We start from the raw sequence: 14513 nt of genomic DNA, 5'->3' as shown, positions 1-14513 counted from the left end.
TCAGCCCAGCGACTGGATGAAGGCGTCGGCCGTGCTGGTCGACCCGAAGACGGGAATGATGTTTTCAATCGAGAAACGGTGCCAGTCCGGATTAGGCGCTGCACAGCAATCCTTCAGCACGACGGGGGCCAGACCGGCATCGTCGGCGGCGCGGACAGCACTTTCCACGGCCAGATTGGTCGCCACCCCGCCAATGACCACGCGGCGGATTCCCTTGTGCAGCAGCCAGTTCAGCAGACCGGTATTGTAGAACGGATTGACGCATTGCTTGGTGACGACCAGTTCGCCGTCGGCCGGCGCGACAGCGGTCGGAAACTCCGTTCCCCAGGTGCCCAGCAGGGCGGCGCCATGTTCCTTCAGCCGGGCGATGCGCGGGGCCACGCTGAGCGCATCCAGATGGCCGGGCTGGAACCCCAGACGGACATGGACAATGGCCAACCCCGCCGCGCGGGCAGCCGCCAGGACGCGCGACGCATTGTCCAGCACCCCGGCCTCCGCCGCGGCGCGTGCCAGGCCACCGCCGCCGATCTTGCCGGCGGGGTCCACCATTTCGTTCTGAAGGTCGATCAGCAGCAGGGCGGTGTCAGTCATGATGTGCCTTTAAGTTTGTCTACTTTCATACTGTCTACAGTTCTCACTCCTACAACGCAAGCCCTTTACGCTTTGCAAATGGCGCGGGCGGTCCTATTAATTCAGCGCGGGAGCGCCTCCCGCTTGCGACGCACCCTCAGTCAGAACCGCCCATGACCCTGCAGCCCGTAACGCCCCAGTCCCTTGTGGACATGATCACCCGACAGTTGGAGGCCGCGATCATCAGCGGCGAGCTGGCGCCGGGCGACCGCATCAGCGAACAGGCGCTGGCGAAGAATCTGGGGGTCAGCCGGGGCCCCCTGCGCGAGGCGATCAGCAGGCTGGAGGGGCGGCGTCTGATCGAACGCAAACCGAATTTCGGCGCCCGCATCGCCTCGCTGTCGCGGGAGGATCTGCACGAGCTGCTGCTGGTACGCGAAGCGCTGGAGGGCATGGCGGCGCGTCTGGCCGCCAGGCACATGACCGATGGGGAACTGGCCGGATTGCGGCGGTTGCTGGGCGAACATGGTCAGCTGGAAGGGGTGCGCACCGGCTCCGGCTATTTGCAGGAAGGGGCGGACTTCGACTTCCACCACCGCATCATCATGGGCAGTGGCAACCAGCGGCTGATCAACATGCTGTGCGGAGAGCTTTACGACCTGCTGCGCATCTATCGGTACAAGTCCAGCACGCTGAACCGCCGGGCATCCGACGCCTATGCCGAACATGTGGCCATCGTGCAGGCGCTTGAGGCGCGTGATGCCGACGCGGCAGAGGCCGCCATGCGCCGCCATCTGCGCAATGCCCGCGAACATATGGTGGCGATGGTCGGCTGACGAGCGTCATCAGCGCATTTTCGAATACGGACACCGTTTGCGCCAGCGCAGGGGCTGTCCCGCCGATGGCGGGGGAGCGGGGCTGGCCAACGGCAGAAGGTTTGAGCGAGGCTGCAGGACTTGACCTGCAGCCTGTCGCCCTCACCCCATGGCCTCAGTCAGTTCCGGAACCAGCTTGAACAGGTCGCCGACGATGCCGTAATCGGCCACCTGGAACATCGGCGCCTCTTCATCCTTGTTGATGGCGACGATGACCTTGCTGTCCTTCATGCCGGCCAGGTGCTGGATGGCGCCGCTGATGCCGACGGCGATGTACAGTTCCGGGGCCACGATCTTGCCGGTCTGGCCGACCTGGTAATCGTTGGGCACGAAACCGGCATCCACCGCCGCGCGCGACGCACCGACGGCGGCACCCAGCTTGTCGGCCAGGGCATCCAGCAGCACGAAATTGTCGCCCGACTGCATGCCGCGACCGCCCGAGACGATGACGCGGGCGGAGGTCAGTTCCGGACGTTCCGACTTGGTCAGTTCGGCCGACACGAAGGTCGACAGGCCGGCGTCACCCGTGGCGGCGATGGCTTCCACCGCCCCCGCACCGCCGGCTTCCGCCGCCGCCTCAAACGCCGTGCCGCGCACGGTGATGACCTTGATCGCGTCCGACGACTTCACGGTGGCGATGGCATTGCCGGCATAGATCGGGCGTTCGAACGTGTCGGCATCGATGACGCCGCTGATCTCGCTGATCTGCTGCACATCCAGCAGGGCCGCCACGCGCGGGGCCAGGTTCTTGCCGAAGGTGGTGGCGGTGAACAGCACATGGCTGTAACCACCCGCCTTCACCGCGGCCACCACCAGCGGCGCGAAATTCTCGGCCAGCGGGTGGGCATATTCGGCACTGTCGGCGACCAGCGCCTTGGCCACGCCGGCGGCCTTGGAAGCGGCGGCACCCGCCTCGCCCACACCTACACCGGCGACCAGAACATGCGTCGCGCCACCGATCTTGGCAGCCGCCCCCAGCGTTGTCAGGGTCGGCTTCTTCACCGCGCCCGTCGAGGGCTCGGCAACAACCAGAATGCTCATGTTGCTTATCCTTTGAAGACGGTTGGCGGATCAGATGACGCGGGCTTCGTCGCGCAGCTTGGCGACCAGCTCTTCCACGCTGGCGACCTTCACGCCGCCCTTGCGCTTGGCCGGCTCCGTCACCTTCAGCGTGGTCAGGCGCGGGGTGATGTCCACGCCCAGCGCGTCCGGCGCCACCGTCTCGATCGGCTTCTTCTTCGCCTTCATGATGTTGGGCAGCGAGGCATAGCGCGGCTCGTTCAGGCGCAGGTCGGTGGTGACCACCGCCGGCAGCTTCAGTTCCACCGTCTCCAGACCACCATCGATCTCACGCGTCACGGCAACCTTGCCATCGGCCGGCGCCACCTTGGACGCGAACGTGCCCTGGCCCCAGCCCAGCAAGGCGGCCAAAGCCTGGCCCGTCTGGTTGCTGTCATCGTCGATGGCCTGCTTGCCCAGGATCACCAGATCCGGGCTTTCCTTGGCCACCACGGCCTTCAGCAGCTTGGCAACCGCCAGCGGCTGCACCTCGGCGTCGGTCTGCACCAGCACCCCACGGTCGCCGCCCATGGCCAGCGCCGTCCGGATCGTCTCCTGCGCGCCCGCAGGCCCGATCGAAACGACCACGATCTCTGTCGCCTTGCCCGCTTCCTTCAACCGCACGGCTTCTTCAACCGCGATCTCGTCGAACGGGTTCATCGACATCTTCACATTCGCAAGCTCGACACCGCTATTGTCGGGCTTCACGCGGATCTTGACGTTGTAATCAACAACCCGCTTCACGGCGACCAGTACTTTCATTGGATGATCTCTTGGGAGGTTGGGTCAGCGGCACCCCAGGATGCCGCCATCGACCGGGATTTCAGCACCGGTGACATAGGCACCGGCGCGGGAGCAGAGGAAAATGACGATGCCGGCGATATCGTCGGCTCGGCCCAGGCGACCCAGCGGAATATGGCCCTGCAAGGCCCCCTTGGGCGCGTCGTCGCCATCGCGCAGATGGGCTGTCATCGCGGTGGGAAAAAAGCCGGGCAGCACGGCGTTGACGGTGATGTGGCGGTCGGCCAGATCCTTGGCCAGCTGCCGGCTCAACTGGTGGATCGCCGCCTTGCTGGCACCGTAGGAATAGGCCTGCAACGGTTCGATCGCCACGCCGGCCACCGATCCGATATTGATGATGCGGGCCGGGTCGCCAGTCCGATTGCCAGCGGTCAGATCGGGCAGGAACTGCTGCACCAGCTTGAACGGCGTATGCACATTGACGGTCATGACCGAAGACCAGGCCTTGTCCGGAAAATCCTCAATCGGCGCGCCCCAGGTCTTGCCGGCATTGTTGACCAGGATGTCGAGGCCACCGGCCTGCTTGCGATAGCGCTCGGCCAGATCGACCACGGCTTCCGGCGTCGACAGGTCCGACGGCAGGGCCAGACAGGTGCCCAGGGCCGACATTTCCGCCGCAGCACCGGCGCAGATCTCGGGCTTGCGGGAGGTGATGGTGACCTGGGCACCGGCACGCAGCAACCCTTCCGCGATCATGCGGCCCAGCCCCTGCGCCCCGCCGGTGACCAGCGCCCGCTTGCCCGACAGGGAGAACAGATCAGCCATCATCTCATGCCCCTTCAATATCGATGATGATCTTGCCGAACCCATGTCCCTGTTCCAGATAGGCCAGGGCTTCGGCGGCGGCGGCCAGGGGGAAGCGACGGTCGATGGAAGGTGTCAGCCCGCGCTCTGCGACAAAGGCCACCATGGCGGCGAATTCCGCCGGGTTGCCGACATTGGTGCCGATCAGGCGCAGATTCTTCAGGAACAGTTCCGGCGCATTCACGGTGAAATCCGTGCCGCCCGTCGATCCGTACAGCACCACCCGCGCGCCCATGGCCAGCGCCCGGCCATATTGGGCATAGGAGGCGCCGGGCGCCCCGTCGAACACCACATTGATGCCACCGGACTGTTTGGCCAGCGCCTTGCGCCAATTCTCGTCGCGATAATTGAACCCCGCGCGGGCACCCAGCGCCGCAGCCTTCGCCAGCGTCGCCTCCGAACCGCTGGTGACAAACACCTCCGCTCCCATGGCTACACCGAACAGCAGGGCGAAGGTCGCCACCCCACCACCGACACCGGTGACCAGCAGCTTCTCCCCGGCCCGCAACCCGGCCTTGGTCACCAGCCCGCGCCACGCCGTCAGGCCCGCCAGGGGCAGGGCGGCAGCCTGTGCGAAATCCAGATGCGGTGGCAATGGTACCGCACTGGCGGCGGGCACGCAGACGGACTGGGCGATGGTGCCGGGTCCTGGCATGCCCAACAGGCCGAACGCTGCCCCCGGATAGTCGGGATCATCCCCCCAGCGCAGGCCGGGATAGAGCAGCACCGCCTCCCCCGCCCGCGCCGGATCGACACCCGGCCCGACAGCATCGATCACTCCCGCCCCGTCAGCCCCCAGGATGGCAGGCAGGGTCATGCCCGGATATTGCCCGCGCGCAATCCAGAGTTCGCGATGGTTCAGGGCCGCAGCCCTCAGCGCCACGCGGACCTCCCCTTCGACAGGGGCGGGAACCGGTACCTCCTCCAGGCGGGCGGCGTCCGGCCCCGTGGCCGAACGCAGGATCAGGGCACGCATGATGTTTCCTCCGATGATGCACGGGGACAGCATGGGTCACCTGGGGGCCGGCCATCACCTGTCGGCCGGCAGGGCCCAGCGTGCCAGGGCCGTCGGCAGATCCAGTGCGCCGGACGCCGGGCGCACACTGCCCGGCGTGGCGGAAAAACGCGGCGCCGTCCCGGGCTGCGGCACGCCGGCCAGGGTAGTGAAGGTCTCCCGCGCGCGGTTATGCGGATGCTCCGGTGCCTCGGTCAGCGACAGGACGGGAGAGACGCAGGCATCCCCCTGGGCAAAATGGGCGGCCCAGACATCGCGCGACCGGGTGCGGAAGATCGCCGCGAATGCCTGCGCCATGGCGGGCCAGCCGGCCTGATCATATTGCACGAACCGCCCCGGCGGCAGGCCCAGACCCGCCAGCAATTGCGCGAAAAAGGGCGGTTCCAGCGCACCCACGGCCACATGGCGCCCGTCTGCGCATTCGTAGCAGCGATAGAAGGGGGCGAACCCGTCCAGCAGGTTTGCTTCCCGCCGGTCATGCCACTGACCCGTATGCAGAAAGGCCTGGAACAGGCTGGTCATTACTGCCGTTCCATCGGTCATGGCGGCATCCACAACCTGCCCCTTGCCGATCCTTGCGGCCGACAGCAGCCCGGCCAGCAGCCCGGCCAGCAGGAACATGGCCCCGCCGCCATAATCGCCGATGACATTCAACGGCACTGTCGGCGGCTGTCCCGCCGCCCCGATGGCATGCAGGATGCCCGCGACGGCGATATAGTTGATATCGTGCCCCGCGCGGGGCGCCAGCGGTCCCGTCTGTCCCCACCCGGTCATGCGGCCATAGACCAGCCTGGGGTTGCGGGTCAGGCATTCGGCCGGTCCCAGCCCCATCCGTTCCATGACGCCGGGCCGATAGCCTTCGATCAGGGCATCGGCCCCGGCCACCAGCGACAAGAGGTCGGCCCGGCCCGCCGCCGATTTCAGATCCAGCGTCAGGCTGTGCCGGCCCCGATGCAGGATGGCCCCGCCCACATCCTCCCATGCCGCCCCCGGATAGGGGGGGCGGGTGATGCGCAGCACATCGCAACCCATATCGGCCAGCAGCATGGCCGCCAGCGGCACAGGTCCGATGGCGTCAAGCTCGACCACACGCAGCCCGAAAAGGGGGCCGCTTGGCATTTGTGTCATGGCTTTCCTTCCCGCGATGCCGGCCGGCCGCGATGGCTCACACCATCAGCCCAAGCTGGCGCGCCTTGATGACGGTCTGCGGCCGGCGGCGAACGCCCAGCTTGTCGTAGACCTGCTGCATGTACCATTTGACCGTCCCCTCGGTGAGGCCGAGGCGGTTGCCGATCTCCTTGTTGCGCAGGCCCGCCCCCACCATGCCCAGCACTTCCAGCTCACGGGGCGATAGGCGGCTGCTGGGCTGGCTATCGCCCATCTCTTCCTCATCCACATCCAGGAAGGGAATGATGCCGGTGAAGGAAGAGGCCAGCTTAGCGGCAAACCGGTCGACCGGCGTATCCATCACGGGACCGTGTCCGTAGGCATCGACCAGCAAGGTGCCCACCGCCTCCCCCTCATCCAGGAAGATGCGGGTCCAGCCGGCGGGGGCCGCCAGGGTGACCGCCTCACGCACGGCGCGGCGCGCCTCCTGCCGATCCCCGTCCAGCAGGGCGATCTGGGCCAGCAGCAACTCGAAGGCCACGGCGGAGCGCAGGGCGCCTGCCCGACGGACAAACACGCTCCAGCGCTTGGCTACCTTGCGCGCCCGGATCAGCCGATGGGCATGGATTTCCAGCCGCAACCAGGCGATGGCGACACTTTCCTGCCGACGGGTCGGGTTCATGGTCGGCAGCGGCTCGTCATCCAGTGACAGGTCGCCCGCCTCGAACGCGGCAGCGGCCTTCTGCGGCTGGCCGTCGCGCAGCAGCAGGCGGACCTGCTCCGCCACGACATAGGCGCGCAGCCGGTCCAGACCGCATTCGATGGCCACCAGATGCGCCCCTTCCAGCGCCGTCAACGCCGCATCGATCTGTCCGCGCGCCGCCAGCAGCTTGGCCCGGACAAGATAGCCGGCGGCCAGCTGGTCCAGAAAGCCCAGTTGCCGCGCCACGCCCACATAGCGTTTCACCAGATCGTCGGCGCCCCCCAGGTCCCCGCAATCATACAGCAGTTCGGCCAGCGGCAGGGCCGGCAGCGCCGCCAGCGGCGATCCCTTGCCGGCGAAATCCTCCGCGATCTCCAGCGCTTCGCGCAGAAGGGCGCGGGCGGCCTCCACCTTGCCCTGCACCATGAAGGTGGGGGCGACCGATGATTTCAAGGCGATGGAGGCGAAGCGCACGCCCGGCAGTTCCAGGGCCCGGCGGGTTTCCGCCTCCAGCTTCAGGATGTCGCGGAAATGGTACAGTTCCCGCCGCGCCGCCATCAGCTGCGCCAGCATCGTGCAACTGAGATAGGGGTAATCATCCCCCAGTTCCGCCAGCAGCGCCTGTGCCCGCGTCTCCACCATGGTCATGTCGTCGCGGGCGGCGGCCAGAATGATGGACCGGTGCTCGACCAGGCGGCGCAGGTGCAGGGCCTGATGCGGGGGCAGCAGCCCCGCCGCCGTCTGCGCTTCGATACAGTCGGCGGCGGCATCGATCATCTTCTGTGCGGGCGTGAAGGCCAGCCCCCGGATACGCCGCCAGGCCAGCAGTAGCAACAGGCTGGGCCGGCCTTCAAGCTGTGGCCAGGACAGGACGCCGGCGATGCTGTCCAGTTGCAGCAGATGCCCGGCATAGGTGGCCGTCTCCGCCATGGCATCCAGGCAGTCGGCCAGGAAATCCAGATCGCCGCTGGACTGGGCATGGGCAATGGCCGGCAGCGATTCCTGAATGGACATGAAATAGCGCCCCGCCCGCCGGTGCATTTCCGCGGCATGGGCGGGCATGTCCTCCGTCAGCCGCCGCCGCATCAAATGCCGCAGCAGCGGGTTCAGGACGTACCGCGATGTGTCGATATCGACCAGGGTCAGAAACAGGCCCGCCGCCTCGATCTCGATCAGAAGCCGGCGGCTGTCCTTCCGGCCGGTCAACGCCTCGCACGAGGCCGGGGTCAGATTGTCCAGCACCGCTGTGTCGGTCAGAAAGGCCGCGATGGCCGGGTCGATGCCGGCCAGCACCTCCTCTTCAAAATAATCACCGACATCCCGGGCGAAACGGGTCCAGCGGCTGGCCTCCTCCAGACCCGCGAGCCGCTGCGCCATCACCAGACCAGCCACCCAGCCATCGGTGCGCGCTGCCAGCGCCGCCCCCTCCCTCGGTCCCCCGCCATGAGCGGTAACCCAGGCTTCCGTCTCCTCTGCCGTGAAGCGCAGTTCCTGTTCACCCACTTCCACCAGCATGCCCAGCGACCGCAGCCGCGCGAGCGGCACCCTGTTGCGGCCGCGCGCAACCAGGATGGTGGTCATGGCATCACGCATGGTGACGACAAGGCGTTCGATCAGGCTGTGCGTGTCGGCCGTCAACAGATGCGCATCATCCACGATCAGCACCGGCCGACGGGCACCATCGCCGATCAGCAGGGCCAGCAGGTCCTCCGCCGATCCTTCAGGTGCCGGCAAGGGACGGGCAAGGTCACAGCGTGCCGCCGCCGCCCACAGACAGGAGCGGAAATCCTCCGCCCCCCGCATGCCGCCGCGCGCCGCCAGCCAAAGGACCGGGCGGTTCCGGCTGCGCAGCCCATCGGCCCAGCCGCGCAGAACGGTGGTCTTGCCATAACCCGCCGGTGCATGCACCAGGGTGACGCGGGACCGGTCGACCGCATCCAGCAGGTCGTCCAAACGCGAACGTTGCACCAGGGGGCCGCTGCGCAGGGGCGCGGACCCGACCATGGCGGAGATGATACCCATTGTTTCCTCCCATTGCCTGACGCTGTTTTTTGTTTTCGCGGGGCTTGATGGACCGTTCCGATGCCGGGTCGTACCTCCTTGGGCTGAAATGCGGGCGCCGGCTAAAACAGGGCGGCAGGAAGGAACATAGAGGGGGAAACATGGTTCATCCCCTATCCATGGATAGGGTAACGCGTTTGTATTCACCACGCTACAGCGTGTAGCCGCCGCCGCAGGTCAGGACCTGCCCGCTGACATATCCGGCTTCCGGCAGGCACAGAAGATAGACGGCCCCGGCCGCGTCTTCGGGCGTACCGGCACGGCCCAGCGGAATGGCGCTTTCGGCCGCACTGCGCAGTTCGGCGCTGATGCCAACCTTGATGGCGCGACCGGCCATGTCGATGCTGCCACCGCTTTGTTCCGCGTCGGTCAGCCGCGTCAGGATCACGCCGAAGGCCACGGCATTGACCGTGATATTGTAGCGGCCCCATTCCTTGGCCAGCGTTTTCGTCAGGCCGGTCACCCCGGCCTTGCCGGCGGCGTAACCCACCTGCCCCGGATTGCCGCCCAGCCCGGCGATGGAGGAGATGTTGACGACGCTGCGCCGACGCGGCGGCGTGCCAGCCGCCCGTTCCGCCTTGACCGCCGCGCCGATGACCGGCTGAGCCGCGCGCAGTACGCGGAAGGGGGCCGTCAGGTGGATGCCGATCATGGCCTCCCACTGCTCGTCCGCGGTCTTCTGGATGACATTGTCCCAGGTGTAGCCGGCATTGTTGACGATGATGGTCAGATTGCCGAACCGCTCCGCCGCCAGCGCCACGAACCGTTCGGCAAATCCGGACGCCAGCACGTCACCGGCGCAGGCTTCCGGCTGTCCGCCGGCGGCCCGGATGGCGGCGACCACGTCGGCCGCCGGTCCTTCATCCAGATCATTGACGATGACTGCGGCACCGGCACCCGCCAGCTTCAAGGCGATGGCGCGGCCGATGCCGCGCCCTGCCCCGGTAACGATAGCCACTTCTCCTTGTAACGGTCCCATTGCCGTCCCCCTCAGAACGAGCGCGGGAGGCCCAGGCTCTCCGCGATGCCGTTGCGCACCATCTCGTTGGTGATGGGACCGATGCGCCACAGGCGGCTGTCGCGCCAGTAGCGCTGCATGTCGGTTTCCGCCGAATAGCCCATGCCGCCCAGGATCTGGATGCCCAGATCGGCCGCCTTGTTGGCATTCTCCGAGGCGATCAGCTTCAGCATGTTGGCTTCATTGCCCACCGGCTGGCCGGACGCCTGTTTCCAGGCGCAGTAATGCAGCATCAGTTCGGTGCTGGTCTGCATGGTGGCGATATCGGCGATGTAATGCTGGATGGCCTGGAACTGGCCGATGGTGCGGCCGAAGGCCTGGCGCTGCTTGGCATAGTCCAGCGCATCCTCCAGCACCCCGTCGATGACGCCCAGGCAGAAGGCGCCGACCATGATGCGTTCGTTATTGAGCGTCGGCAGCAGCATGTACCAGGCCTTGTCCGGCTCCCCCAGCACATCCTCATCCGGCACGAACACATCGTCGAAATGCACCGTGCAGGAGCCCATGGACCGCATGCCCAGCTTGGCCAGCGACGCCACCTTGATGCCCGGCGACTTGGTGGAAACCCAGAACAGGGACAGGCCCTGGTGGTTCTTGGCGACATTGCGGTTGGAGCGCGCAATGACCAGCAGATAGTCGGCAACATGGGCCGACGAACTCCAGATCTTTTCTCCGTTCAGCTTCCAGCCGCCGTCGACCCGCGTGGCCGTGGTGCGCATGGAACCCAGAAGGTCGGTGCCCCCGGACGGTTCGGTGAAGGAGATGGCGGCCCGCAGCTTGCCGGTGGCGATCAGCGGCAGGTACTTCTTCTTCTGCGCCTCGCTGCCATAGATGCCGATGGATTTCGACCCGGCAAAGGAGGTGATGCCCCAGATCCAGGCCAGCCCGCCCAGCGTACGCGCCAGTTCGCGGGCCAGGATCATCTGCATCAGCACATCGCCGCCCTGGCCGTCATATTCTTCGGAAATGCCGACACCATGGAACCCGGCCTCGGAGAATTTATCCCACAGCACGAAAGGATAATTGTGCTCGTCCTTTTCCAGATCGCGCGCCCAGGCCTTCGGCGCCTCCGCCTCCACCCAGCGGCGGACACCGTCACGGAAGGCGCGGTATTCCTCGGGAAGATTGAAATCCATGACATATGCTCCTTGGGATTTTGTTGTTGGGGGGCGCGACAGCGGGCGACCTACCCCATTTTCCGTTCATCCAGCCCCAGACCGCGGCCGATGATTTCCTTCATGATCTCGCTGGAACCGGCAAAGATGCGGCTGACGCGGGCATCGGTGTAGAGCCGGCTGATGCGGTATTCGTCCATGTAGCCGGCACCGCCATGCATCTGCACACCGGCATCGACCATGCGGCCTTCCAGCTCCGTCGCCAGCAGCTTGCATTCGGCCGCATCCTCGCCGGACAACTCGCCCGCATTCAGCAGCAGGACGCACTGGTCGATCAGGGTCTGCACGGCGTCAATTTCCGCCCGCAATCCCGCCAGCACGAAGCGGTTATGCTGAAAGGCGCCGATGGGGCGGCCGAAGGCCCGGCGTTCGCGCACATAATCCAGCGTGATGTCGAAGGCCACCTGTGCCGCCGCCAGCGACCCGATGGCGGCCACCAGCCGCTCCTTGGCCAGAAACCGGGTCAGATAGCGGAAGCCGGACGCCGGATCGCCCAGCACATTTTCCTTGCGCAGCTTCACGTCGTTGAAGAACAGTTCCGAAGTGTCCTGCGCATGCAGACCCATCTTCTTCAGCCGCTGCCCCCGGTCGAATCCAGGCATGCCGGCTTCCACCAGGAACAGGCCCAGCCCGTGCTTCTGGTCGGGCACGGTGCGTGCCGCCACGATGACCAGATCGGCCAGGAAGCCGTTGGAAATATAGGTCTTGGCCCCGTTCAGCAGCCAATGGTCGCCCTTGTCCTCCGCCCTTGTCCGCATGCCGGCCAGATCGGAACCGGCGCCCGGTTCCGTCATGGCGATGGCCAGGATGGTGTCACCGGACACGCAGCCGGGCAGGATGCGCTGACGCAGCGCCTCCGTCCCCAGCGCATCGATATAGGGCGCGACGAGGTTGGAATGCAGGTTGATGTAAAAGCCGATCTCACCATGGATGATGTTTTCCTCGATGATGATCTGCTCGAACCGGAAATCATTGATCCCGGCCCCGCCGAAGCGTTCATCGGCCCAGGTCAGCAGCAGCCCGGCGTCTCCCGCCTTGCGGTAGATATCGCGGTCGACCTGGCCCTGGGCACGCCAGCGCTCCCCGTGCGGCGCCACTTCTTTCTGGAAGAAGCGGCGCGCGGTCTCGCGAAACTGGTCATGTTCGGGCTGGAAGATCAGGCGGCGCATGGCGTGGCCCCCGCCTTGTCATAGAAGGGCTGGCCAGCCGCCGCCCGCGCCCGCAGCCAGCCCGACGGGGCATAGCGTGGGCCATAGGCCTGGGCCAGCCGGTCCGCCTCTGCCACGAATTCGACGATCCCGACGGTGTCGATATAGGACAGCGTGCCCCCGGTCCAGAGCGGGAAGCCCCAGCCATAAACAGCCCCCAGATCGGCATCCTGCGGCGTGGTCAACACGCCTTCTTCCAGGCAGCGGGCCGTTTCCAATGCCTGGATATAGAGGAAGCGGCGCGCCAGCCTTTCGGCATCGACATCTGGATGGGATGGGAAATGCTGCGCCAGACCGGGCCAGAGATGCTTGCGCCCGCCCGCCGGATAGTCATAGAAGCCGCCGCCGGCCTTGCGGCTGCTGCGCCCCAGTTCGTCGCGTAGGCGCCGCAGCACCGGCACACCCGGCGGCGGGGTGTAGCGGTCGCCTTCCTCCGCGATGGTCTGGTCCACGATCTTCAGCGGCAGGTCCAGCGTCACCTCATCCAGCAGGGCCAGCGGCCCCACCGGCATGCCGGCGGCCCGGGCCGCATTCTCGATCACGGCCGCCGGCACCCCTTCGGCCAGCATCGACGCCCCTTCATGGATGAAGGTCTGGAACACCCGGCTGGTATAGAAACCCCGGCTGTCATTGACGACGATGGGCGTCTTGCGCAACTGCGCCACGTAATCCAGGGCCTGGGCCAGCGTTTCCGGGCTGGTCCTGGCCCCCATGATGACTTCCACCAGTCCCATCCGTTCGACGGGGGAGAAGAAATGCAGGCCGATGTAGCGGTCGGGCCGGGCCGATGCCTCGGCCAGTTGCGTGATGGGCAGGGTGGAGGTGTTGGACGCGAACAGGGTGCCGGGCGGGATCACCGCTTCGGCCCGCGCCGTGGTGTCGGCCTTCACGGCCGTATCCTCGAACACCGCTTCCACCACCAGATCGACGCCGGCCAGATCCGCAAAATCGACCGTGGGCTGGATGCGGGACAGGATCGCCTCGATCTCAGCGGTGCTGCGCCGGCCCTTCTCCACCTCCTTGCCCAGCACCCTGGCGGCATAGGCCTTGCCCTTCTCCGCCAGGTCCGTGGTGCGGTCCAGCAGCACCACCGCGATCCCCGCTTGGGCGGAGACCAGGGCGATGCCCGCGCCCATCATCCCGGCGCCCAGCACGCCGACCTTGGTCACCCTGGACGGGGCAATGCCGGCCGGCCGGCGGAAACCGCGTTCGGCCGCCTGCTTCGACAGGAAGCTGGTGCGGATGATGTTGCGGGCCACGGGATCGGTCAGCAGGCGGGCGAAATATTTGCTCTCCACCGACAGGGCGCGGTCGAAGGGCAGTTGCCCCCCTTCGAACAGGCAGGACAGGATAGCGATGGCGGCCGGACTGTTGCGCCCGCCCTTGGCCGCCCCGGCCGTGGCGGCGGAGAACAGAACCGCCGTTTCCGGGATCAGCAGCCCGCGCGCTTCAACGCTGGAGTAACCCTTGCGGTCCCAGGCCCGCACCGGGTCCGGGCCGGATTGCAGCCAGGACCGGGCGGCGTCGTTCAGTTCGGCCGCCGGCACCACCTCCTCCACGATGCGCAGGCGCAACGCCTCTTCCGGGCCGACAGCGCGCCCGGACAGCAGCAGGTCAGCCGCGACCTTCAGGCCGGCCAGCCGCAGCAGACGCTGCGTGCCGCCGGAACCGGGCAGCAGGCCGACACCCACCTCCGGCAGGCCGACCACGGCCTTGGGATCATCAACCAGGATGCGAGTGTGGCAGGCCAGCGCCAGTTCAAACCCGCCGCCCAGCGCCAGCCCGTTCAGGGCCGCAACCCAGGGCTTGCCACTTTTTTCGATGGCGCGATGCATGGCGGTGGCACGCTGGCTGAAATCATAGGCCTGGCGCCGGGTCATGCTGTCGAACCCGTCAACCAGCAGCTTCAGATCGGCCCCGGCCATGAAGCCCTTCTTGGCCGAGGTCAGGATGACCCCGGTCACGGTGGCGTCGCGGGTCAGGTCAGCGATGGCGGCATCCATCTCCGCCAGCCAGGGCTGGGTGACCAGATTGACGCTTTCATCAGCATTGTCGAGCGTCAGGATGGCGATGCCGTCGGCACCCTTGGCGATGGAAACATGGCGCATGTTCATGGC

The 14513-nt window shown here is 66.7% G+C and carries 12 protein-coding genes; 1 reads left to right on the top strand and 11 read right to left on the bottom strand.

What is annotated here, in order from left to right; genetic code table 11:
• Window positions 1-591 carry a cysteine hydrolase family protein gene (locus tag ACODTW_RS17725; RefSeq protein ID WP_488947388.1) on the bottom strand — a complete coding sequence of 197 codons (591 nt, stop codon included), beginning with the start codon at window positions 589-591 and terminating at the stop codon, window positions 1-3.
• 152 nt (window positions 592-743) lie between these two features.
• Between ACODTW_RS17725 and ACODTW_RS17720 the strand changes: the two genes are divergently transcribed.
• Window positions 744-1406 (top strand): GntR family transcriptional regulator, encoded by a 663-nt coding sequence (locus tag ACODTW_RS17720; RefSeq protein WP_488947387.1) that lies wholly within the window; start codon window positions 744-746, stop codon window positions 1404-1406.
• A gap of 141 nt (window positions 1407-1547) precedes the next feature.
• Here ACODTW_RS17720 and ACODTW_RS17715 read toward each other — a convergent pair whose 3' ends face one another.
• The 10 genes from ACODTW_RS17715 to ACODTW_RS17670 all read right to left on the bottom strand — a co-directional run bounded on the left by ACODTW_RS17715 (window position 1548) and on the right by ACODTW_RS17670 (window position 14510).
• Complete coding sequence (locus ACODTW_RS17715) at window positions 1548-2486, bottom strand: electron transfer flavoprotein subunit alpha/FixB family protein (protein WP_488947386.1); 939 nt, start codon at window positions 2484-2486, stop codon at window positions 1548-1550.
• A gap of 30 nt (window positions 2487-2516) precedes the next feature.
• Window positions 2517-3266 carry an electron transfer flavoprotein subunit beta/FixA family protein gene (locus ACODTW_RS17710; protein ID WP_488946175.1) on the bottom strand — a complete coding sequence of 250 codons (750 nt, stop codon included), beginning with the start codon at window positions 3264-3266 and terminating at the stop codon, window positions 2517-2519.
• A 24-nt stretch (window positions 3267-3290) separates the two neighbouring features.
• Window positions 3291-4073, bottom strand: a complete 783-nt coding sequence (locus tag ACODTW_RS17705) for an SDR family oxidoreductase (protein ID WP_488947385.1) — start codon at window positions 4071-4073, stop codon at window positions 3291-3293.
• A gap of 1 nt (window position 4074) precedes the next feature.
• Window positions 4075-5085, bottom strand: a complete 1011-nt coding sequence (locus ACODTW_RS17700) for a zinc-binding dehydrogenase (protein ID WP_488947384.1) — start codon at window positions 5083-5085, stop codon at window positions 4075-4077.
• A gap of 54 nt (window positions 5086-5139) precedes the next feature.
• Window positions 5140-6252: a CaiB/BaiF CoA transferase family protein gene (locus ACODTW_RS17695; RefSeq protein ID WP_488947383.1), complete on the bottom strand. Its 1113-nt coding sequence runs from the start codon at window positions 6250-6252 to the stop codon at window positions 5140-5142.
• Window positions 6253-6289: 37 nt separating this feature from the next.
• On the bottom strand, window positions 6290-8956 hold the full coding sequence (locus tag ACODTW_RS17690) for a winged helix-turn-helix domain-containing protein (RefSeq protein ID WP_488947382.1): 2667 nt from the start codon (window positions 8954-8956) through the stop codon (window positions 6290-6292).
• Window positions 8957-9146: 190 nt separating this feature from the next.
• A complete protein-coding gene (locus tag ACODTW_RS17685; RefSeq protein WP_488947381.1) occupies window positions 9147-9953 on the bottom strand; it encodes an SDR family NAD(P)-dependent oxidoreductase in 807 nt (268 codons plus the stop codon).
• Between the two features lie 32 nt (window positions 9954-9985).
• On the bottom strand, window positions 9986-11149 hold the full coding sequence (locus ACODTW_RS17680) for an acyl-CoA dehydrogenase family protein (protein WP_488947380.1): 1164 nt from the start codon (window positions 11147-11149) through the stop codon (window positions 9986-9988).
• Between the two features lie 50 nt (window positions 11150-11199).
• On the bottom strand, window positions 11200-12357 hold the full coding sequence (locus tag ACODTW_RS17675) for an acyl-CoA dehydrogenase family protein (RefSeq protein WP_488947379.1): 1158 nt from the start codon (window positions 12355-12357) through the stop codon (window positions 11200-11202).
• On the bottom strand, window positions 12345-14510 hold the full coding sequence (locus ACODTW_RS17670) for a 3-hydroxyacyl-CoA dehydrogenase NAD-binding domain-containing protein (RefSeq protein ID WP_488947378.1): 2166 nt from the start codon (window positions 14508-14510) through the stop codon (window positions 12345-12347). The genes ACODTW_RS17675 and ACODTW_RS17670 overlap by 13 nt, the downstream gene beginning before the upstream one ends.
• Between the last annotated feature and the right edge of the window lie 3 nt (window positions 14511-14513).

The sequence above is a fragment of the Niveispirillum sp. FG148 genome, from assembly GCF_057809655.1.
This window is presented reverse-complemented; position numbering and strand designations above follow the sequence as displayed.